The organism is Terriglobia bacterium (genome assembly GCA_020073185.1).
Lineage (GTDB): Bacteria > Acidobacteriota > Terriglobia > Terriglobales > Acidobacteriaceae > JAIQGF01.
In genome coordinates this window covers 1-22626 of the sequence record JAIQFT010000053.1, presented here as the reverse complement: position 1 = coordinate 22626, position 22626 = coordinate 1, and the positions used below count along the sequence as shown (strand labels likewise).

The 22626-nt window shown below is 60.6% G+C and carries 11 protein-coding genes; 7 read left to right on the top strand and 4 right to left on the bottom strand.

Annotated elements, in window-relative coordinates:
• Nucleotides 1–454 precede the first annotated feature (454 nt).
• From LAN64_16300 to LAN64_16285, 4 genes are all read left to right on the top strand, one after another.
• Nucleotides 455–3727, top strand: coding sequence for a TonB-dependent receptor (locus LAN64_16300; GenBank protein MBZ5569398.1), 3273 nt, complete (start codon nucleotides 455–457; stop codon nucleotides 3725–3727).
• Between the two features lie 170 nt (nucleotides 3728–3897).
• Nucleotides 3898–5928 carry a tetratricopeptide repeat protein gene (locus LAN64_16295; protein ID MBZ5569397.1) on the top strand — a complete coding sequence of 677 codons (2031 nt, stop codon included), beginning with the start codon at nucleotides 3898–3900 and terminating at the stop codon, nucleotides 5926–5928.
• 129 nt (nucleotides 5929–6057) lie between these two features.
• Nucleotides 6058–8913: a phosphoesterase gene (locus LAN64_16290; GenBank protein ID MBZ5569396.1), complete on the top strand. Its 2856-nt coding sequence runs from the start codon at nucleotides 6058–6060 to the stop codon at nucleotides 8911–8913.
• Nucleotides 8914–9067: 154 nt separating this feature from the next.
• Complete coding sequence (locus LAN64_16285) at nucleotides 9068–9715, top strand: superoxide dismutase (protein ID MBZ5569395.1); 648 nt, start codon at nucleotides 9068–9070, stop codon at nucleotides 9713–9715.
• 157 nt (nucleotides 9716–9872) lie between these two features.
• Here LAN64_16285 and LAN64_16280 read toward each other — a convergent pair whose 3' ends face one another.
• The 4 genes from LAN64_16280 to LAN64_16265 form a co-directional block, all read right to left on the bottom strand.
• A complete protein-coding gene (locus LAN64_16280) occupies nucleotides 9873–10235 on the bottom strand; it encodes a hypothetical protein (GenBank protein MBZ5569394.1) in 363 nt (120 codons plus the stop codon).
• 75 nt (nucleotides 10236–10310) lie between these two features.
• A complete protein-coding gene (locus tag LAN64_16275; protein ID MBZ5569393.1) occupies nucleotides 10311–10709 on the bottom strand; it encodes a hypothetical protein in 399 nt (132 codons plus the stop codon).
• Nucleotides 10710–11086: 377 nt separating this feature from the next.
• Nucleotides 11087–13975: an insulinase family protein gene (locus tag LAN64_16270; protein MBZ5569392.1), complete on the bottom strand. Its 2889-nt coding sequence runs from the start codon at nucleotides 13973–13975 to the stop codon at nucleotides 11087–11089.
• Nucleotides 13976–14250: 275 nt separating this feature from the next.
• Complete coding sequence (locus LAN64_16265; protein ID MBZ5569391.1) at nucleotides 14251–15648, bottom strand: amidohydrolase family protein; 1398 nt, start codon at nucleotides 15646–15648, stop codon at nucleotides 14251–14253.
• 677 nt (nucleotides 15649–16325) lie between these two features.
• Between LAN64_16265 and LAN64_16260 the strand changes: the two genes are divergently transcribed.
• The 3 genes from LAN64_16260 (at nucleotide 16326) to LAN64_16250 (ending at nucleotide 22523) form a co-directional block, all read left to right on the top strand.
• Nucleotides 16326–19418 carry a vitamin B12-dependent ribonucleotide reductase gene (locus LAN64_16260; GenBank protein ID MBZ5569390.1) on the top strand — a complete coding sequence of 1031 codons (3093 nt, stop codon included), beginning with the start codon at nucleotides 16326–16328 and terminating at the stop codon, nucleotides 19416–19418.
• Nucleotides 19419–20465: 1047 nt separating this feature from the next.
• Nucleotides 20466–21101, top strand: coding sequence for a hypothetical protein (locus LAN64_16255; GenBank protein MBZ5569389.1), 636 nt, complete (start codon nucleotides 20466–20468; stop codon nucleotides 21099–21101).
• 579 nt (nucleotides 21102–21680) lie between these two features.
• Entirely contained in the window at nucleotides 21681–22523 is an 843-nt protein-coding gene (locus tag LAN64_16250) for an ATP-binding protein (protein MBZ5569388.1), read from the top strand.
• The last annotated feature ends 103 nt before the right edge of the window (nucleotides 22524–22626 follow it).

The following is a 22626-nucleotide window of genomic DNA, read 5'->3' as shown; positions in this document are numbered from 1 at the left end:
CGTAAAACGGTTCTCCTTCCTGTGCCCTCGATGATTTACGGTCCACTATGCGGTGCTGTCCGCGAGAGCGGAGCGGGAAGCTGTGTGCATGGCTGTGGAAATACCCGGAACTAAGGTGGGATGAATTCGTCGTTAATCAGCCAAAGTGGGCTTTTGCGGAACCAGTAATACCAAGTTTTGTAGGTTTACCAGCGCTTATATCGAAAACTGGAGGCATGTACACATTGTTGAACGGCAACTCCCATTTATTCGTGCCTTTATCTTTCCGTAATTTTGGTTTGCAGCGTGCAAGTAGTTTCTCTTCCAATGTCACCCAAGCAAGTCAATCCGCAGCCGAGTCCTTCGACCCTGCAGCGCAAAGCCTAAATTGAGGAGCCAAGAGCATATGTTTTCGCGCCAAACTTCTGGTCGGACTTCTTCCGGGCTTCTTCTCCCGGACAGCATTATTCGAACCATGTGGCTACTCGCGGTGTGCTTGCTGATCTGCGCCGTCGCCTTTGCGCAGTCCACCACCGAGGGGGCCGTCAGCGGAACGGTTTACGATTCCACCGGCGCGGTGGTCCCTAACGCCACTATCGTGGTGCACAACAACGCGACCAACGCCGAGCTGACTGTCACCAGCGACGCAACCGGAAATTTTCGCGCCACTAGCCTCAAACCGTCGGTATATACCGTCACCGTTACGGCGGCCGGCTTCGCGCCCTACAAGGCGCAGCAGGTGATCGTCAACGTCGGTACGGTCACCGACCTGTCGCCGCGCCTCAATGTCGGCAACGCTGCCGAGACCGTCACCGTTAGCGCCGAGGCGCCGCAGATCAATACCACTTCGGCTGACTTCGCTCCGGTTCTGAATAACACCGCTATCGCCAATCTTCCGATCAATGGCGGCCGCTGGTCGAATTTCGTATTGCTCACGCCCACGGTCGTGAACGACGGCAGCGGTTTCGGCCTGGTCAGCTTCCGTGGCATGAGCGTGCTGCTGAACAACAACACCGTGGATGGCGCCGACAACAATCAGGCCTTCTTCTCCGAAGAACGCGGGCGTACTCGCGCCGGTTACTCCAGCGCCAAGGCCGCCGTCCAGGAATTTCAGGTCAACACCTCCAACTACTCCGCCGAGTATGGTCGCTCCGCCGGCGGCGTCATCAACACCGTCACCAAGAGCGGGACCAACAATCTCCACGGCGAAATGTACTTCTACGACCGCGACAATGCCTGGGGTGCGTCGAATCCCTTTACCGTTCTCACGACTCAGGATGCCACGGGAGCGTTCGTCACCAATCAGTACAAGCCGACCGATGTACGCAAGATTTCCGGCTTCGCCATCGGCGGGCCGATCAAGAAGGACAAGCTGTTCTTCTTCATGGCTTTCGACTGGTTCAAGCGCAACTTCCCGGGTACTGCGGTGCCCAGTTCGGCCAAGACGTTCTTTGTGGTTCCAACCGCCGGTGCCTCTGCCGTCACTACCTTGGGCTCCAACCTCGGTGCCTCGGTAAGCCAATGCGGCGGCACAGCTCTGGCCTGCTACACCAACGGGCTCACTGGGCTATTGAGCGAAACCGGGCCCGTCCCGCGCACCGGCGAGCAGTTCATCTGGTTCCCCAAGCTGGACTGGCAGATCAGCAGCAGGCACCGCCTGTCCCTGGAATTCAACCGCATGCGCTGGGCTTCGCCCGCCGGCATCCAAACCCAGGCGACGAATACGGACGCCATCAATGCCTTTGGCAACGATTACGTCAAAGACACTTGGGGCATTGCCAGGCTGGACAGCATGCTCACCAACAATGTGTCCAACCAAATTCGTTATCAGTATGGGCGTGATTTCGAATTCGAGAACCCCCAGCCGCCAACGGCATACGATCAACGCAACTTCATCACCTCTCCGAATTTCCCGGGCTACACCAATCCGCTCGGTTTCGCCCCGGACGTATTCATTACCGGCGGATTTGATATGGGTGTGGTTAGCTTCCTGACCCGTCCCAAGTATCCCGACGAGTATCGCCACCAGATTGCCGACACCATGTCCTGGTCCCATGGCAAGCACCTGTTCAAGTTTGGCATGGACTTCAGCCATGTGAACGACACTGCGATCCACAACGAATTTCAGTTTGGCGCTTACAGCTATAGCACCATCACCAACTATCTCTCCGACCTCTACAAGCCCAATTCCTGCGGAGCTGCGCACAACACCCCGTGCTATAGCAGTTACAGGCAAGGCTTTGGTCCGCTCGGCTTCCAGATGTCTACCAACGACATTGCCTTCTTCTTTCAGGATGACTGGAGGATGCTGCCTCGCCTCACCCTCAGTCTCGGCTTACGCTATGAATACGAGCAACTGCCCAGCGCCTTCAGCAATCTCGTCAATCCGGATTTCTCGCAGACCGGCAAGATGCCCAGCGACAAGAACAACTTTGGGCCGCGTATCGGATTTGCTTGGGATGTCTGGGGAGACGGCAAGACCTCCCTCCGCGGCGGTTGGGGCATTTACTACGGGCGGGTCATCAACTCCACCATCTTCAGCGCCCTGACCGCCACCGGCATGCCAAGCGGCCAGAATCTTTTCTCCTACACCTCCACTACCGGCTTGGCAGCCGGCGCTGCGTTCCCGAAGATTTTGGATCCCAACGTTCTGCCCACCGGCGGGGCCAGCAGGCCCAGTGTTTACTTCTTCGACCCCAATTTCCAGCTCCCGCAGATCCACCAAGTCGATCTCACATTCGAGCACGAACTCGGATGGAATACGGTGGTGTCGCTGTCTTACCTTGGCAGCTTCGGACGTCATTTGCCGAGCTTCATCGACACGAACCTGACCGCACCTGCCTCCAACCTCGCCTATAGAATCACCGACGCAAACCGGGAAGGGCCGCTTGGGCCTACCGGGACCATCTACACCATTCCGGTGTATACCGCCCGGCCCAACGCCAAGTACGGTCCGGTAACCGACATCTTCAGCCCCATCACCTCCAATTACAATGCGATGGTGTTCCAGGTTAACCACCGCATGTCCCGGCACGTCCAGTTCAGCACCAATGTGACCTGGGGACGCTCCTTCGATTACAACCAGAACCAGCAGACCTTTACCGACGTAAACGACTTCCTGTTCCCCACCGATCCCAATTTTGTCAGGGAAGGGTACGGGAGGTCGAAGTACGATGTCCCGCTGCGCTTTGTCTTCCATGCCGTAGGCGAATCTCCGTGGCATAAGTCCGGATTCGCCGGTTTCCTCGCCAACGGCTGGCAGATCGCTCCCATCTTCCAGTGGCAGAACGGCCTGCCCTTCACCATGCAGGAAAGCGGCAGCCCCAGCGGCACCGCACAAGGTGGCATTAACGGCAGCGGCACGGGCGTTGGTTACACCTCGGCCCAGGGGAACTTCAGCGGCTTCAACTACATTCCTGGAATCGGTCGCAACACCTTCCGTGGCCCGAACACCGCCATCTTCGATCTGAAGATCTCCAAAGTCATTTCCTACAAGGAGCGCTACAGCGTCGAGTTCTCCGGCGAGGGCTTCAACCTCTTCAACCACGTGAATACCACCGGCATTAGCACCACTGGTTATCTGCTCGGTGGCACGCTGGCCGCCCCCACCATGCAGTTCTGCGGAACTGCCGCGTCGGGCCAGACGACTACTCCTTGTAATACCGTATTCGGAAGCATCAGCAACGGGAACAGCAACTTCGCGTACTCGCCCCGCCAGGTACAGTTGGGCATCCGCGTGAAGTTCTAATCGAACAAAACTCAACTCCCGCGCGGCGGCTTCGGCCGCCGCGTTTTTCGTTAAGGGTGAGTTGCGGCTTGCCAACAGCGCCCGCGTCCCTCTGATTTCGCGCCCGATGTCCTCGCACTCGCCGTCAGCCGCGTGGAGTATCATGAAATTCCAGCGGCTCGCCCGAGATCATGCTCTCCTTCCGTGACATTCTGGTTGCGATGGTGCTGATTGCCATCGTCGGCGCTGTGGCTTATGCCGGATCCAGTCACAATGGTTTCGTTTGGGACGATAATTTTCAAATCCTTCGCAACCCCTACCTGCACCCGGACCATGCCTGGCACAACCTGTTTACCAGCGACGTTTGGGCGTACCTGCATCCTGGGCGCTCGGGGTTAAGCAACTATTATCGGCCGCTGCCTATGCTGGCTTATCGTTGGCTGGGCGGCGCCGACCCTAGCCCAGAGACCTTCCGCTGGGCCAGTATCGCCTGCAACATTCTGGCTGGCTGGGCGGCCTGCGCGCTGATTTGCCTTCTATGTCGCCGTCGTGGCTTGTCCTTGGCTGCGGCAATGATCTTTGCCGCCCACCCCATCCACAGTGAGGCAGTCTTGTGGAATTCAGCTCTCAGCGAGCTTGGCTGCTCTCTCTTCTATTTTCTGGCGTTCTGTCTTTACCTGCTGGCATGGCGGGAACCGGCCCAACCGATAGCGAACCCTCGCCGCAGGAGAAAATCTGCTCGTGAATTGCCGCCTCGGTCGTCGCGGCGTCATATCTGGTTCATCGGAGCCGCGGTATTCGCGTACTTCGTGGCGCTCCTGTGGAAGGAAATGGCGCTCTCTTTACCGTTCCTCGTGGCTGCCCATGCCATCATGACGGCTACTGCCGCAGCCTCAATCAAGGCCCGAGTCCGCGCGGCCCTGATACGCGCGGCGCCATTCTTTGCCATGACGGCGGCTTACGCGGTTGTCCGTTTCGCGGTGCTCGGCTACCTCGCCAAGGCTCAGCAAGGCTGGATCCTGACTCCGCTGCAATTCGGCCTGACCGCTGTTCGACTTGTCGCGGAGTACTGGCTGAAGCTCCTTTGGCCCTTCCCCCTGAATGCCTACTACGTGTTCACGCCCGCCCGGAGTCTTTGGAGCGCAAGCGTTGTTCTGTCGCTGCTCTTCGTTGTCGCGGCAGGGGGGCTGATTCTCCGTGGTATGTCCCGATGGCCGCTTCCGAGCTTCGCGGCAGCCTGGGTATTTGTCACCTTGCTTCCCGCGCTCAATCTCCGAGGCGTGGGTGCGAACGTCTTCACGGAGCGCTACTTGTACATTCCCTCGCTGGGGTTTTGTTTGCTGGTGGCGTGGCTTGCGGCCGAAGGACTTGCCCATCTGCCTGTGCGCGTGGCTCGCATTGCGGCCGTCGTTGCCATCGTCGCGATCGTGGCGGGAGGTACTATTGAGGTTCGAGCGCGAGCCTCTGACTGGGAATCGGATTTCAGCTTGCTTTCCGCTACGGTGCAGGTCTCGCCGAGTTCGGCTGTCATCCACAATGGGCTGGGCCGCGTTCTGCGCGATCAGAAGAACGACTTGGACGCTGCCGAGCATCAGTACCACCTCGGGTACGATGCGGCTGCCGCTGAGGCGCCGCCGAACCGCGAGGAGATGGCGCATGCTCTGGTGGGCTTGGCGGGTGTTGCCTATTCGCGCGGTGAACCCGGGCAATCATTGCAGCTCGTGGAACAAGCGCTGGCGGTTGATCCCTCCAACGGCGACGCTCATGTGTCGCGCGGAGTGGCGTTGCTGGCCCTCGGACGCTTGGACGAGGCCGAGAAAACATTCCGCGAGGCGCACGACTTGTATCCCAATGATGCAATTGTTACGAATGGTCTCGGATTGATTGCGCTGTCCCGCAACCAGCCGGGCGATGCGATCCGATACTTCTCGCAGGTGGTCAGCATTGCTCCCGATTACCCCGACGGCTACAACAACCTGGGCCGCGCCTGGGTCGAGCAAGGGCACCCCGAGCAGGCCCTCGGTTTCTTTCGCCACGCTCTCGACTTGGCCCCGGACAATGCCATGTTCCATGCCAACTTCGGGGTAGCCCTGGGACGCGCCGGAATGTTGACGGAGAGTCGGGCGGAATTCGAGCGTGCGCTTCAACTCGACCCGAGGCTGGATTGGGTGCGCCAAAGCCTCCGCATTCTCGACCAGATGCAGGCTCAGCGCCCACGCTAGAGCTGTTGTGGCACTCTCGCCCTGGCGTGTGCAGAAGAAAGCATGGTTGGAGGGCCGGCGCCTTGCTCGCGGCAACTCACAACTGAAACCGAAGCTCTTTCTCTGCTATCCTCTTCCGCATCTCACACCATGAAAGTCCGCCTCGCTCTCGTCCTCTTTCTCTGCTCGTTGGCATTCGCTCAATCCAAGACGCCCATCAACCTTCCCAGTGGCAAAGTTCTGCTGACGCCCGTGCCCGGCAGTCCGCAAACCGGCGTCGGCAGCCTGCCCGCCGCCCTCGCGCTCAGCCCCGACAGTCGCTATCTCGCCATTCTCGACGCCGGATTTGGCGCCTGGCCGAACCACATGCACCAGGGCATCGCGGTGCTCGATCTTGAAAGCAACAAAGTTTCCTTCTTTCCCGATTCCCGCCTCCCGGAGAAAGCCCGCCAGACCTACTTTCTCGGCCTCGCCTTCAGCGGCGACGGCGCGCATCTCTACGCCTCCTTCGGTTCGCTCACCGACCCACAGGCCAAGCGGCCCGGCAGCACTGGCAACGGCATCGCCGTGTACCGTTTCGACCACGGCCGCCTCACGCCCCAGCGTTTTATTCCAATCCCGCCGCAGCCGCTCGCCGTCGGCAAGCAGCGCGCGCTGGCGATGAAAGCTGCGCCGCCGGGCACCGCCGTGTCTTTTCCCGCCGGCATTGCCGTGCTGCCTTCGACCGCAGGGGAACAACTGTTGGTCGCCTGCAATCTGTCCGACACCGTTCTCCAACTCGACGCCGCATCCGGGAAGATCATCCGCACCTTTGACCTCAGCAGCGGCCCGCACATTCCCGGCGCGTATCCCTACGCCGTCGTCGCCAATCGCGCCGGTACCCGCGCCTGGGTTTCGCTGTGGAACGCCTCGGCTGTCGCCGAACTCGACCTGGAGAAGGGAACTGTCGCGCGCCGCATTCCGCTGCGCCAACCTCCATCCCCGACGCAGCCGGGCTCGCATCCCACCGCGCTTCTTCTCACCCCCGACGAGCGCCTGCTTTACGTCGCGCTCGCCAACGCAGATGAAGTCGCGGTGGTTTCTACCGACGACCCCGCACCGCCCGCGTTTCTCTCCACGGGCCTGCACGAGGAGTATTTCGGCGCCGTTCCCGACGCGCTCGCCCAGACCGCCGACGGGCGCCACCTCTTTGTCGCTAACGCCGGCAGCGACTCCGTCGCCATGTTCGACGTCCACGACATTTCCAAGTCCCCCTCGCAACTGGCAACTCGCAACTGGCAACTCGGTTTCATTCCCACCGAATGGCTGCCCACCGCGCTCGCCGTGCGCGGCGACGATCTTCTGATCGTTAGCGGAAAATCGCAGGGCACCGGCCCCAACTCCGCCACCATCGACCATCCCGCCTGGAACCATCGCACCTACATCGCCGCGCTGCTCCACGGCTCCATTGCGCGCGTGAACATCGGCGACGCCGAAAAAAATCTTGCCGCGCTCACCCGAGCGGCCGAAGAAAGCAACCTGATGAACGGCCGCGCCGACTCGTTGCCGTTCAAGTCCGGCCGTAACCCGATCAAGCACGTCATCTACGTCATCAAAGAGAACCGCACCTACGACCAGCTTTTCGGCGACCTCGACGTCGGCGACGGCGACCGCTCGCTCACCATGTACGGCGAGTCCATCACGCCCAACCACCACCGTCTCGCCCGCCAGTTCGGCGTGCTCGACAATTTCTACGACAGCGGCGAAGTCTCCGGCATCGGCCACGTCTGGTCCACCGCCGCCATCGTCAGCGACTACACCGAGCGCATCTGGCCCCTCGACTACCGCGGCCGAGAGCGCACCTACGATTTCGAAGGTCAGAATCTGGAAGAGTATCCGCTGCTGCGCAACCTGCCCGACGTCAACGAGCCCGCCTCCGGCTATCTCTGGGGCAACGCCGCGCGCCATGGCCTGACCTACCGCCACTACGGCGAGTTCGTCTCCACGCAATGGTGCGACGGCAAAGGCGAAGGCGCGCCCCCGGGAGAAGCCGGCACGCCGCCTCTTCCCCCGGGAGCCTGCGCGCGCCAGGAGATCAAAAAAGGAGAGCCGCTGCCGCCTAACATTGGCGATCCTCGCGGCGGCCGCAGCCCCTATCCCTGGCCAGTTCCCATGATCGCCGCTGACCTCGCCACCAAGCCCGAATTGCGCGACCACTTCGACCCGCGCTATCCCGACTTTCGCGTCGAGTATCCCGACCAGCTTCGCGCCGACGAGTTCCTCAGCGAGTTTTCACAATTTGTCGGGGACCGCCAAGCCGGCAAGGACACCCTGCCCAACCTCGTCGTTCTGCGCCTTCCGCAGGACCATACCGCCGCCAAGAAGCCCGGCCTCTGCCGCCCCGCTGCCTGCGTTGCCGACAATGACCTCGCCCTCGGCCGCGTTGTCGAAGCCGTCTCCCACAGCTCCTACTGGGACGATACCGCCATCCTCGTTCTCGAAGACGACGCCCAGGACGGTGCCGACCACGTTGATGCCCACCGCTCCATCGCGCTCGTCATCAGCAAATACGCGCCGAAAACACCGCGGAAAAATGTCGTGAAGATCGGAAAGCAAGATCGATTTGGCGGCTTGATCCAAAACCCGTTCGAAATCTTCCTCGACCACCGCTTCTACACCACCGTCAGCATGATCCACACTCTCGAGGTCCTGCTCGGCCTGCCGCCGATGAACAACAATGACGCCCACGCCCCCATCATGGCGCCGCTGTTTTCCGGCGATGGGAGCCAGCCGCCCTTCACCGCCGACTACCGCAACCGTGACAACGGCCTGATCTACGAAGCCAATCCACCCAGCGGCCCGGGTGCCGCCGCGTCGCTGAAAATGGATTTGTTCCACGCCGACGCTGCCGATTCCGCCACCCTCAACCGCATCCTCTGGCGCGACGCCAAGGGCAATCGACCCATGCCCGCCCCCAAACACACCGTCTTCCCCGATCGTCCCCGCCCCGCCAAAGACGACGATTGAACCAGTCTGTTGTTGCCCTCGCGGGTGCGCAATTTCAGCCCACTTTGTTCTCCACCCAATCTTCAATCGGCAATGCCCTCGGCCCCCTCCCCCCAAACTTTTTTTCCATCCCCGCCCCATCCCGCGCATCTCAAATCTGGTTGGAGGACGAAACATGGCTTTAAGAAATGTGCCTAATCCCGTCGCAGAGCAGACTGCTCACGCACTCCCCGCTCTCCCTTACGACTTCGCTGCGCTGGAGCCCCACATTGACGCGCAGACCATGCAGATTCACCACGACAAGCACCATGGCGCGTACGTCACCAATTTGAACGCCGCCCTTGACAAGCATCCCGACCTGAAGTCCAAGTCGGTCGAAGACTTGCTGCGCGGCCTCAACTCCATTCCCGAGGACATCCGCACCGCGGTCCGCAACAACGGCGGCGGCCACGCCAACCACGGCATGTTCTGGAACATCATGAGTCCCAAGGGGGGCGGCACCCCCACCGGCGAGATCGCCCAGGTCATCAACCAGTTCGGCGGCTTCGACCAGTTCAAGGAAAAGTTCAACGACAACGGCCTCAAGCGCTTCGGCAGCGGCTGGACTTGGCTGGTCCACACCAGCGCCGGCAAATTCGAGCTGGTCAGCACCGCCAACCAGGACAGCCCGTACATTGACGGCAATTACCCGGTCATGGGCAACGACGTCTGGGAGCACGCCTACTATCTGAAGTATCAGAACCGCCGCGCCGACTACCTCAAGGCCTGGTGGAACGTCGTCAACTGGGACGAAATCAACCGCCGCCTCAAGCAAGGCCGGTAATCGTATCAGGGCGCGACTTCAGTCGTGCCGACAACTAACAACCGATTTTTCTGTGGGGAAGAAAAAGCCCGGCCGCCTCTGGCCGGGCTTTTTCGCTGGCTTCTCGCTGAGCGCTGCTTGCAGGCGTCAGCCTGAGCTGGTTTTAGTTGGCTAAAAGCTAAGAGCTGTAGTACTTCCCATTCACCTCTTCGCCCATCACCGCGAAATCGGCCTTGGAGGTCTCCAGCGGATCCGATTTCCATTCAAACCCGATGGACGGCACCCGCACCGTTGCCTCCAACTGTGCACTCGCCTTGAATCCGGCGAACCGGTACATGCGGGTTGCGTCTTCATATTTCACCGGTTCGCTTCCAGCTTTGAATTGCAGCTTGTAATCCATAAACGCGGGCGTGGCCTCGGCATCCATTGCCGGCCACTTGGGCTGGTCTACGACGGGCACGTTCTTCATCACTAGGGTCGCCGTCTTGCCGTCGGCGCTAAACGTCAGCGCCCCATCCGGCACCGGCGCCACCCAGTACATGCCTTCCGGAGAAATCGGTGGATGGAAATCGTGGATCTGGTTCGGAGGGGCCGCCGGCCCCTTGAATAGCGTCAGTCATATGTGCGAGAACACGCCCTGCTGTGCCTTCCGCGCCGCCCAATACTCGCCCGCCATGTAGCTGTAATCCGTGGTCGGCGTTCCGAATGCCAGCCGGTTGCCCTTATTGTCGGTACCCATTCCCGTGAACCCGGCGCAGCGCGCCAGCTTGCCTTTGAAATGAAAGATGTTCGACAGTTCGACCTCCGGATTCGCCGCTTGATTGTGATTGCCGTTCTTGTCCAGCCATGGGATCGGATACGGACACGGGCCGCCATTGGCCGGTCCGCCCTTCGGAATCGGCGGCGCGCACCCGCTGTTGTCGCTGGAAAATACGCGTCGCGGGAGCAGCGACGCGATTGCCGCCGCTCCTCCCATTTGCAGCCATCGTCTCCTTCGCATCCTGAACTCGTTCATGGGCACTCTCCTTGCTGATATCCAAAATTGGTTCCCACGCACCCCGCGCGCTACATCCTACGCCGCCAAAGTGGAAATCGTCATCCCGGCAAGCGGGTCTCTGTTGCGTTCTTACTGCCTAATTATTTCGTTGCAAATCAAAAAGCCCGGCTGCTTCCAGCCGAGCTTTGTCATTCCAGAAACCAGAAACTAGTGTCCTGTCTCAAAACGTTGCCTAAATATTTCCTTGTCTTGAAGGGGCTCGGCTTCAGCCGAGCCGTAAGGGCCCGCAAAACTGCGGCTTTAGCCGCTGAGGCGATCTCTTCCACTACGCAACGCGCCTCAAGAATCGGGAAACACATTTTCGATTCACCACACTAGAGACTAGAGACCACAGACTACTGCTGTCCTCCCGCCGCCTTCTTCTCCATGATCGGCTTGCCTTCCACGTCCTGCGCTTCCACCGTGCCCATTTCCAGCTTCTTCAGCTCGGGCTCGACTTTGGCGCGGTCTCCGGCAATCACAATCACCATCTTGTTCGGCACAAGGTACCTCTCCGCCATTCGCTGCACTTCCGTCGCGCTCACTGCCCCGATCTTCGCCGGCAGCGTGCGGTAGTAATCCGGCGGCAGGTCATAGACGAACAAGTTCGACATCGTTCCCGCCGTCCGGGTGGTGGTCTCGAAATCCGCCGTCAGCCCACGCTCAAACGTCTCCTTGGCCGCCGATAGCTCGTCGGGCGACACTTCCGTCGTCCGCATGCGCTCCAGTTCGGCAAACACCTCCTTCACTGCTGGCGCCGTCACGTCCGTCCGGATCATGCTTCCCACTACAAACGGCCCGGCGCCCCGACGGAACTGGAACGACGTAAACGCTCCGTACGTGTATCCATGCACCTCGCGCAAGTTCATGTTGATCCGGCTGGAGAACATTCCTCCCAGAATGTCGTTCATCACCGTCACCGGCACGAAGTCGGGATGCCTGCGCTGCAGCCCGACTTGCCCGATGCGCAGCGCGCTTTGCGGCGCATTCGGCTTGTCCACAATCACCACCCGCCGCGTCAGCGTGTTCCCGGCCATCGGCGGCTTCGACACCGACCCCTGTCCCGTCCACCAACCGAAGTACGTCATCGCCAGCCTCTTCAGTTGCAGCTCGGTGACGTCGCCCGCCACCACCAGCGCGCAGTTCGCCGGTGCGAACCCGCCGTTGTAGAACTTCACCATGTCCTCGCGGGTGGTTGCCTGGGTGGATTCCGGCGTTCCCGTCTCCAGGTACCCGTACGGGCTCTTGTCGCCGTACACCTCGTGCGCCAACACCCGGTTGGCCAGGATGCCGGGGTTGTCGTTCTGCTGCAGTAGCGTGGTCAGCCGGCGTTTCCGCACTCGCTCAATTTCTTCTTCGCGGAACGCCGGGTGCAACGCCACGTCCGACAGCAGATCGAACAACTGGTTCGCATTCTTGGTCAGCCCGCTGCCGGTGATCGTGCTCGCGTCCGCCGACGATCCCGCGTTCAGCGACGCCCCGATCTGCGCGATGTCATCCGCCAGTTGCGGCGACGTCCGCTTTTCCGTGCCTTCGTTCATCATCTGCGCCGTAAATGACGCCAAGCCTGCCCGGTCCGCCGGATTTGCCTCGCTCCCGCGCAGCGCCGTCAACTGCGCCGTCAGCACCGGCAACTCGTGCTGTTCCACCAGGTACACCTGCATCCCGTTGGGCAGCTTGAATTCCTCCGGCACCGGCAACTGCAGCGCCGACCTCTTTCCCGGTTTCGGCTGCGTGTTGCGCCACTCATCGCCGCCCGGCCCGCCCGGCATCTTCTCCGCCACCGCTGCCGCCGGCGGCTCCGGCCGCTGCGCCACGTCCTCCACTACCTTCTCTCCCGGCACGCCGTACACCACCGCGCGCGAACTCGCCGTCAGCGTCTGGGCCAGCTTCTGCACCGACGCCGTTGTCGCATTGTTATATCGCGCCAGGTCCTTCGGCAGATATCCCGGATCGCCCGTGTAGTGGTTGTACTGGTTCAGCAAGTCGGCTTTTCCTCCGAACCCGCCCAGCCGTTGCAGACCCTGGATGGTGCGCGTCTCGATCGTATTTCTCGCCCGCTCCACCTCGGCCTGCGTGACGCCGTCCTTCTGCACCGCCGCCAGCTCTGCCTCGATCGCCTTCTCTAGCTCCTCCGGCTTCACCCCGGGCTTGGCCGTCGCCGTAATCTGGAACAACGACCCCAGCATCATCGAGTTCTCTCCCGCCCGCACATCCTGCGCGATCTGCTTTTCGTACACCAGCTTCTTGTACAGCCGGCTCGACTTTCCTCCCCCCAGAATGCTGGCCAGCAGGTCTGCATCCGCATCGCCCGGCTTGAAGTATGCTGGCGTCAGCCATGCGATGTACACCCGCGGCAACTGCACCTTGTCGGTGATCGTCGCCCGTCGTTCCTGCGTGATCGGCGGCGTCACCGCCTCAATCTTCGGTACCGGAGGTCCTGCCGGCACCGGCCCAAAATATTCTTCCGTCAGCGCCTTCACTGTCTTGGTATCGAAGTCGCCCACGATCGCGATCGTCGCATTGTTCGGCGCGTAGTACGTCTTGAAAAACTCGCGCACGTCCTTCAGGTCCGCTGCCTCCACGTCCGCATGGGATCCGATCACCTCCGCGTAATACGGGTGCGTCTTCGGATACACCAGGTGGAACAGTCCCTCCTCGACCAGCCCGTACGGCTGACCTTCCAGGCTCTGCCGCCGCTCATTGCGCACTACGTCCCGCTGGTTCTTCAGCTTCTTTTCGTTCAGGCCATCCAGCAGCCACCCCATGCGGTCGCTCTCGACCCACAGCGCCGTCTCCAACTGCTCCGACGGCACCGTCTCGAAATAATTGGTGCGATCGAAATCGGTGGTGCCATTGGTCTGCGTCGCCCCGATGCCTTCGATCACCTTGTCGAAGTTCGCCACGTGCTTCGATCCCTGGAACATCATGTGTTCGAACAGGTGCGCGAAGCCGGTCAGCCCCGGCCGCTCGTTTGCCGGCCCGACGTGATACCACAAGTCCACGGCCACCAGCGGCAGCCGGTGATCTTCGCTCAGGATCACCTCCAGCCCGTTCGCCAGCTTGTACTTTTCAAACTTGATGGTCGGGACACTCTCGCTTGCCGCCCGTGGCGGCACTGCCCTTGTCGGTCCCGGTTTTGGCGGGACAGGATGGGTATTTCCCTGGCCCCACACCGGCGCGCACAAGACCACGAACATGACGATTGCCAGAGCGAACCGCCCCGCTCGGCCTGCGTTTTTCATAAGGAATCTCCTTGGTCTGACTTGAAGGTTGGTGGCTGAAATGGCAAAACTTCAGTATACAAGGGCTTTCCGCGTCACGCCGTCACCCGTCCTAGAACTTTCCCGGGCACACGTACACTCCCCACTACATACGTTGGCTTAGACCGCCCTGGTTCCATTTTGTCACCAGGCAGTTCCAGGTTCTTGTGATGAATCTCTCGCAGGTAAACAAGAAATTGGGAGCTGCAGGCCACCGTTCGGGCTGCCACCGAACTACCCTAAATACCAACTACTAACTACTTCTTCGCCACCACCACCCCATCCTTCATCACGAAGCTGATCTTCTCCAGCACCGTGACATCCGCCAGCGGATCCCCCGCGACCGCCACAATGTCCGCCAGCTTGCCCGGCTCAATCGTCCCCACATCCGCCATTCCCAGCAACGCCGCTGCATCCGACGTTGCCGACCTTATCGCCTGCGCCGCCGTTTGCCCGCACTTTACCCGCAGCGCGAACTCTTTTGCCGGATTGATGTTCCAGTCGAACCCGCCCGCATCCGTGCCGAACGCGATCTTTACTCCCGCCTGCATCGCCCTGCGGAACGTCTCCTCTGATATCTTGACCATGTCCAGCCATACCGGCGCGCCCGCCTTCGCACGCCCTTCGGCCACGTACTCGCCCACGTACAGCGTCGGCACGTACCAGATCCCCTTCGCCGCCATGGTCTTCAGGTCTTCCGGCGCGATGTAGTCCCCGTGCTCGATTGAATCCACTCCCGCCTCCACCGAGTTGTGCACGCCAAACATCGCCGTCGCGTGCGAGGCCACTTTACGCCGTTGCCGATGCGCCTCGTCCACGATCGCACGCAACTCTTCCATGGTGAACGTCGGCACGTCTTTCAGCGCCGGGCCGTCGATGTAATACGAACGGTCGCTGTACACCTTGATCCAATCCGCCCCGTGCGATATCTGCTCCCGCACCGCCTTGCGGCAATCGTCCGCTCCATCGCAGAACTGCACCCCATGCGGAACCTGGATCTCCCAGTTGTAGCCTTGCAGCGGATACGCCCCGGTCACGTTCAGCGCCCGCGTCGCCACCTGCATCCGTGGACCCGCGATGATGCCGTTGTTGATCGCCTTCTTGATGTCCACGTCCGCGTATCCCGCGCCCTCGGTTTCCAGGTCGCGAAGCGTGGTGAACCCGTAGTTCAGCGCTTTCCCCGCCGTCACCGCCCCCACAATCGCCCGGTACGGGTTCGACTGCTTCAACAACTGCGCGTCGTAATCTTCCGCCGTGATGTCCCCCTGCAGCAGCACATGCGTGTGCGTATCAATCAGCCCCGGCAGGCAAGTCATCCCGCCGAGATCAATCATTTGTGGCGCGGGTGCCCCCGCCCGCGTACCCGCACCGAATGCCCCAACCGTTTCAACCTTGTGCCCAACCACCACAATCTCGACATCGCGCCGCACCTGCCCGCTCTTCGGATCCAGTAAGCTCCCGCATCGCAACACCGTCGTTCCTGCCGCCTGCAGCCTGGAGCCTGAAGCCGGGTCCCCCGCCTGTGCAGTACCAGCATTAGCCAAGAGCTCAGAGCTAATAGCTGAGAGCTGAGTCTGCGCAAACGGCTTCTTCGGTCCACACGCCATCAGCATCCCCACCAGCACCACCACCACAACCGTACGCGACCGCCTCATAATTCCTCCACACCGGCTCATAATTCCTCCACACCGGCACTCTAACTCCTCCACGCCGGGTGGAGCAGGGCTTCAGCCCTGCTGTTCACGGATATTCCAATGGTGCGGCTTTAGCCGCTGAGGTACCTCTTGAATCGAAAACAATCGGCCATCAAAAAAATATCTTCCCGCTCCCGAATCCGCCGTGCATTCTACTCGACTGGCCGCCTGCACTGACCACTGGCCACCATCCTGTGGAAATTCCCCGCAAAACGCGTCCCAAATCGCTCTCCGCCTGCCTCGCCGGATGCACCCCCAATGCACCACTCTTCTGCCTTGTTCTCGGCCGCAAATCGCCCTAGATTTCTCTCTTATCGCATGACATCCAGCCTGGGCTCCAGCCATTGTCCGCGGCTTTTGCCATCGACTATGGACCCCCGACCCCCGACTCTCGTCAACTCCTATTCCTGCCTCCGCTTGCGCCGGACCCAAAGAAAAACTACAATATATTGTGCTAGGGTCTTGACAGGCACAACATACAGGCATACTGTCGCATCTCACATAGCGTCGTTGGGAGAGAAACCTCCCGGACTTCGGCATCGGTCGCGCCCGCCCTGCCGGCAGGATTTTAGAGAAATTGTTGGACTGACCAACTAGCCACTGGCCACTGATTACTGAATTTCCGAAGGAGATCCACCATGGCTGACGTCACCGAAAAAACTACCACCACCACGGCTACCAGCATCACCGCGAAGACCAGGAAAGCTCCCGGCCTCTCCTTCCGCCGCTATTTTACCCAACCGGATATATCCCCCTACGATACTTTGGAATGGGAGCTCCGCACCGCCCAGATCACCGACGCTCAGGGCAACGTCATTTTCGAGCAGAAGGACGTCGAGATCCCCAAGGACTGGTCCATGACCGCCACCAACATCGTGGCCAGCAAATACCTCCACGGACGCCTCGGCGCCAGCGACCGCGAAACCGGCGTCCGCCAGCTCGTCTCCCGCGTCGCCGAAACCATCCGCGACTGGGGCATCACCGGCGGCTATTTCCGCTCCAATGATGACGCCGCCGTCTTCCACGACGAGCTCTGCCACATCCTGCTCCGCCAGATGGCCGCTTTTAACTCGCCCGTCTGGTTCAACGTCGGCTGCGATCGCATCGAGCCCAACGCCGACGGCGCCAACTGGCACTGGAACCCGCGGACGCAGAACGTCGAATTCGCGCCCTCCGGCTATCGCAACCCGCAGTGCTCGGCCTGCTTCATCAACTCCATCCACGACTCGATGGAGTCCATCATGACCCTGGCCAAGACCGAGGCCATGCTCTTCAAGTGGGGCTCCGGCACCGGCACCAATCTCAGCCCCCTGCGCGGCTCTCACGAACCCTTGTCCGGCGGCGGCACCGCCTCTGGCCCGCTCAGCTTCATGCGCGGTTTTGACGCCTTCGCCGGCGTCATCAAGAGCGGCGGCAAGACCCGCCGCGCCGCCAAGATGGTCATCCTCAACATCGACCATCCCGACATCACCGAATTCATCGACTGCAAGATGAAGGAAGAAGCCAAGGCCCACGCCCTCGTTCGCGTCGGCTACGACGGCTCCACCCCCGATTCCGAAGCGTATTCCTCCATCTTTTTCCAGAACGCCAACAACTCGGTGCGCGTCACCGACGAATTCATGCTTGCCGCCGAGCGCGACGCTGACTTCACCACCCACGATGTCCACGACGGCGCCGCCCACCAGACCTACAAGGCGCGCGACCTGCTGCGCAAGATCGCCACCGCCACCTGGCATTGCGGCGATCCCGGCATGCAGTTCGATACCACCGTCAACCGCTGGCATACCTCGAAAAACACCGCTCGCATCAACGCCAGCAATCCCTGCAGCGAGTACATGTTTCTCGACGACTCCGCCTGCAACCTGGCCTCGCTCAATCTCATGAAGTTCGCGCCCAACGGCACCTTCGACGTGGAAGCCTACCGCCACGCCGTCGACATCATGATCACCGCCCAGGAAATCCTCGTCGATTTTTCCGGCTACCCCACCGAGTCCATCGCCCGCAATTCGCACGATTACCGCCCGCTCGGACTCGGCTACGCCAACCTCGGCGCGCTGCTTATGGCTTCCGGCCTGCCCTACGACTCCGAAGCCGGACGCGACTACGCCGCCTGCGTTACCGCCATCATGTGCGGCGAGGCCTACCTCCAGTCCGCCCGCATCGCCGAACAGTGCCCGGCCCTGGATCCCGCCAGCACAAAAGCGAAGCAGGCTTTTGCCAATGGCCAATGGCCAACGGCTAACGGCCCCGCCGGTGCCGCGCCCGGCTTCTACCTCAACCGCGAGCCCTTCCTCGACGTCATCCGCATGCACCGTGCTTCGGTGAACAACATTGGCGGCTCTCCAGAAACTGGAAACCGGAAACTGGAAACTTCTCAGCTCCCGCACCTGGTCTCCGCCAGTAAGGAGGTCTGGGATGCCGCCCTATCGCATGGAGAGAAGCACGGCTACCGCAACTCCCAGGTCACCGTGCTCGCTCCCACCGGCACTATCGGCTTCATGATGGATTGCGACACCACCGGTGTTGAGCCCGATCTGGCGCTGGTGAAGTACAAGAAATTGGTCGGCGGCGGCATGATCAAGATCGTCAACAACACCGTGCCGGCCGCGCTGTTCAAGCTCGGCTACACACCCGAGCAGGTCAGCGCCATCGTCAGCTACATCGACGCCACCGGCACCATCGAAGGCGCGCCGCACATCAAGGACGAGCACCTGGCGGTCTTCGATTGCAGCTTCAAGCCCTCCAAGGGCACTCGCTCCATCCACTACATGGGACATCTGCGCATGATGGCTGCCACCCAGCCCTTCATCTCCGGCGCCATCTCGAAAACGGTCAACCTGCCCGAGGCGGCCACCGTGGACGAGATCGCCGAAGCCTACGTCCAGGCCTGGAAACTGGGACTGAAGGCGGTCGCAATCTATCGCGACGGCTGCAAGAAGTCGCAGCCCATGGTGGTCAAGGGCGACAAGAAAGACGAGGTAGCGACGGGCTTTAGCCTGTCGGCGTCCGCGCCTGCGCCCGAACCCGGCCCGGTTGACTCCCGTGATGAAACTGGGCCACCGCGCGCCCACCGCCACCGCCTGCAATTGGAGCGCGCCTCCCTCACCCACAAGTTCAACATCGGCGGACACGAGGGCTACATCACCGTCGGCGTTTACCCCGACGGCGAGCCGGGCGAAATCTTCATTACCATGGCGAAAGAGGGCTCCACCGTCAGCGGCCTCATGGATTCCTTCGCGCTGGCCATCTCCATGGCGCTGCAGCACGGCGTCCCGCTCAAACTGCTGTGCGAAAAGTTCAAGCATACCCGCTTCGAGCCCAGCGGCTGGACCGGCAACGAGAACATCGGCTACGCCACCTCGATCATGGACTACCTCTTCCGCTGGCTGGAGCAGAAGTTCGTCACCGGCCAGCAGCAGTTGTTGTTTCCGGGTATGAAGCCGAGCGAGCTGTTAGGCGAGCGAGTCCTGAGCGAAGCGAAGGACCAAGGCGAGCGAGGAGTCCCGAGCGCAGCGAGGGACCCGCTCTTGCCAATGGCCAATGGCCAACGGCCAACGGCGCATCACGCAAGTGATGGCCAACGGCCAACGGCGCATCACGCAAGCGATGCCCTGCAAGGTCTGGTGGACATGGGCGACGCCCCCTCCTGCTCCTTTTGTGGCGCCATCATGACGCGCAACGGTAGCTGCTTCCGCTGTGGCAGTTGCGGCTCGACCTCGGGGTGCAGTTAATTGCTGATCATCAACACCGAGACACAGAGGCACGGAGGAACGCGAGGTGCTTTCATGGCGAAGGGCGCGGCTTTAGGAAGCGTTTTGAAGGGGCGCGGCTTCAGCCGCGCCGAACGGCCTCGATTTGGGTGGAGCAGGGCTTCAGCCCTGCATTTGAAGCCCCCCTTTAATCCTTGTGATTCCGAGCGGGCTTCAGCCCGCGAGGAATCTGCTGTTCTGACTTTTTCCGAGCCTCTTGAGCCGTCACCCAAGGGAGGTCATGGCCTTAGCCATGACTGAGGTACGCAGCACCGAAACCGTGACCGACGCGCAAAGCGTCGAAGTCCCGCAGGGACGAATGACAGTAGCCCAGGACTTCAGTCCTGGGAATGCCTATGCCCGAGGTGCGCATCACCGAGTCCCGCAGGGACGAATGAGAGTAGCCCAGGACTTCAGTCCTGGGAATGCGCCAAGAGAAATTGCCGAGTCCCGTAGGGACGGCACGCTGGTAGCCCAGCACGGAAGTGCTGGGAAGGCGTAGAAAAGATTTCCGAGTCCCATGGGGACGGCACAAAAGGTAGGGCACATCGGAACCCAGGGCTTTACCGCAAAGGACGCGGAGGGCGCCGAGGATTTGGTGGAAGCGCACGGCTTTAGCCGTGCGACAAGGGTCATGAAAAAATCTGGGCTTTAGCCCCTGAGGTCCTGTTGTCCGCGAAAGAAAAACGTCCCTCAGGGGCTAAAGCCGGGTTTGTTTGACGGCGAGATTGGCACGGCTGAAGCCGTGCCCTTCCACGGTGGCTCACGATCTTGTTTTGGCTAATAGCTAAGAGCTAAAAGCTAAGACCTTGCTTGTTCCGATTTCGTAACACCCAGAGATGGCCCGGTCGCCAGGCCAACAAAAGACGTACTGTGTGGGGGCACGGCACGCCGTGCCCCTACGTGTTTTATGTACGCCGCCTTCAGGACGCGCAAAGGGTCGTGCTGCCGCTGCGGTTGGACGAGCGGGTGCAGCCAAGGGGGGAAAGCCCACGCTGCCGCCCGAAAAGATCAACGAGGAAAGTCGCTGTGTTCAAGATCGGCTTTGCGGACATTGTCGGTGGAGGCGGCGTAGCGGGTGCGCTGCTCACTTTGGGCAGCGGTATTCTCTTGCCTTGGCTGAAAGCTCGAGATGTAGCTCAGAAACGGTTGCAAGTTTTGGAAGAAGCGACGAAACGGGTGAGTTTTTGGGAGGCCTGGATCAAGGCACAACAACTGGCGGGCTCCGAACCGTTGGATTCGATCAAAGGGCCGGCGCAGAAAGAACTCTACGAGGCGTCGGTAACCGTGCTGGCGGCCACGGCTCACCCGGCGGCTCTCGCAGAGGCGATGCCCACGGCCATTGCACCGGAACCGGCGATATGCACGCGGGTTGCGGAACCAGTGGGTGCAGGCGGGCTAGCTTCGCGCGTCAAACAATGGGTCGTGCGCGCGTTCCTACTTTACTCTCCACCACGCGCGCGCGCCTGGGTTCCGCGGGTTTTTTTCTATAGCTACTGCCTGGCGCCTTTCGCCGGCTTATACCCGTTTGATGGAACCGAGACCGGCCCATTCTGGTTCAAGTTGCTGGGTACCGCTGTGATAGCGCTGTTCTTCCGGTATTTGTCGGTGACGATGGAACGCTCCGTGAGAGCCACAAGCGGCAGCCCGTGGCAGAAGTTTTGATCTTGCTAGCAGTTCAGCGGACGGTACCCTCCCGACCGAGAAGGTCAAAGCAGATACAGAGGATACAGAGGAACGCAGACGAGGATGAAAACGGAAAGATGTAGTCCGGTCGCCCTCGACTGGGGATGCAAGACGCGGAGGACGCCGGGGACGCAGAGGATTTGGTGGAAGCGCACGGCGGCATCTGTCCCGAGCCAGTCGAGGGACCCGTGCGACAGAGCGCGCTTAATCCTTGTCATCCCGTGCCAGGACGCGCCCCGAAGCACGCGCCCGGTTTTGGCGCGTGCATGGCGCGCCCGAATCGAGGGATCTCGGTTTTGTTTTTGGCTGATAGCTGAAGGCTGATAGCTGACAGCTGCCTTGTTCCGATCTCGTAACACCCTGGGGTTGCCCCGGTCGCCAGCCAACAGTAGACGTACTGTGTGGGGCACGGCATCCCGTGCCCTTTTATGCTTTCAGGAAAAGTATGGGTTTGCGAATAATGATTTGTTCGGCATTCGGGGCCTCCCCCCATCTATCTGACCCAACAGGTGGCCCCAGAACCGCGCCTTTCACTGTTGCTGGTGGCGAGGAGGGAAATTGCGAATCGAGAGTGTCCGAATCGAAAATTTTCGTGCGTTTAAAGACGAGACAGTTTATTTCAACCCTTACACGGCCCTACTTGGGCCCAATGGCGGCGGCAAGTCCACGGTACTGACTGCTCTCAACGTTTTCTACCGCTATTCCATGGACGCCGTGACGAACTTGGTCCTCCTCGATGAAGAAGACTTCCACAACCGCGATGTCTCATCTCCGATCATCATCACTGTTACTTTTGCTGACCTCGGGCCCGACGCACAGAAGGATTTCGCAGCGTATTACCGCCAAGGCAAGCTGATTGTTTCTGCGAAAGCACAATGGAACTCCAGCACCCGGTGTGCCGATGTGAAGCAGTTCGGTCAAAGACTCGTCATCAAGGATTTCGCTGGGTTTTTCATCGCTGAGGGAGATGGTGCCAAGGTCGAAGAACTAAAAAAACATTACGCGGCGATCCGTGCAAAGCACACCTCGTTGCCAGCCCCCGGCACTAAGCAGGTCATGCTCGATGCTCTACATGACTATGAAACGGTGCATCCAGATGAATGCGAGCTGGTGCCCAGCGAAGACCAGTTCTACGGAATTTCGAAAGGTAAGAACCTTCTTGAGAAATACGTTCAATGGATATTCGTTCCCGCCGTCAAGGATGCCACCGCAGAGCAACTCGAGGCGCGAAAAACAGCACTGGGCCTAATACTCGAACGTACCGTGAGATCGAAGGTGTCTTTTTCCCAGCCGCTTAGCGATTTACGCCAACGGGCAATGGCGGACTATCAGAAGATATTAGCTGAGCGCGAATCGTTGCTCGCGACCCTAGCAGCCCGTGGTGCAAGTCTGGATTCGTGAGCGGAAAGTACTGAAGTATCCACAGGCATAGTTCGTAGAATGTCGCGCATGTCGATGGGGACGCGCAAGCAGCGGGAGAAGCAAGAGGACATCTGGATTGCGC

What these genes read in the sequence shown, in the direction of transcription:
- LAN64_16290 (MBZ5569396.1), top strand. Translation starts at nt 6,058, where the DNA reads ATGAAAGTCCGCCTCGCTCTCGTCCTCTTTCTCTGCTCGTTGGCATTC.
- LAN64_16260 (MBZ5569390.1), top strand. Translation starts at nt 16,326, where the DNA reads ATGGCTGACGTCACCGAAAAAACTACCACCACCACGGCTACCAGCATC.
- LAN64_16265 (MBZ5569391.1), bottom strand. Translation starts at nt 15,648, where the DNA reads ATGAGGCGGTCGCGTACGGTTGTGGTGGTGGTGCTGGTGGGGATGCTG.
- LAN64_16300 (MBZ5569398.1), top strand. Translation starts at nt 455, where the DNA reads ATGTGGCTACTCGCGGTGTGCTTGCTGATCTGCGCCGTCGCCTTTGCG.
- LAN64_16280 (MBZ5569394.1), bottom strand. Translation starts at nt 10,235, where the DNA reads ATGTACTGGGTGGCGCCGGTGCCGGATGGGGCGCTGACGTTTAGCGCC.
- LAN64_16275 (MBZ5569393.1), bottom strand. Translation starts at nt 10,709, where the DNA reads ATGAACGAGTTCAGGATGCGAAGGAGACGATGGCTGCAAATGGGAGGA.
- LAN64_16295 (MBZ5569397.1), top strand. Translation starts at nt 3,898, where the DNA reads ATGCTCTCCTTCCGTGACATTCTGGTTGCGATGGTGCTGATTGCCATC.
- LAN64_16270 (MBZ5569392.1), bottom strand. Translation starts at nt 13,975, where the DNA reads ATGAAAAACGCAGGCCGAGCGGGGCGGTTCGCTCTGGCAATCGTCATG.
- LAN64_16285 (MBZ5569395.1), top strand. Translation starts at nt 9,068, where the DNA reads ATGGCTTTAAGAAATGTGCCTAATCCCGTCGCAGAGCAGACTGCTCAC.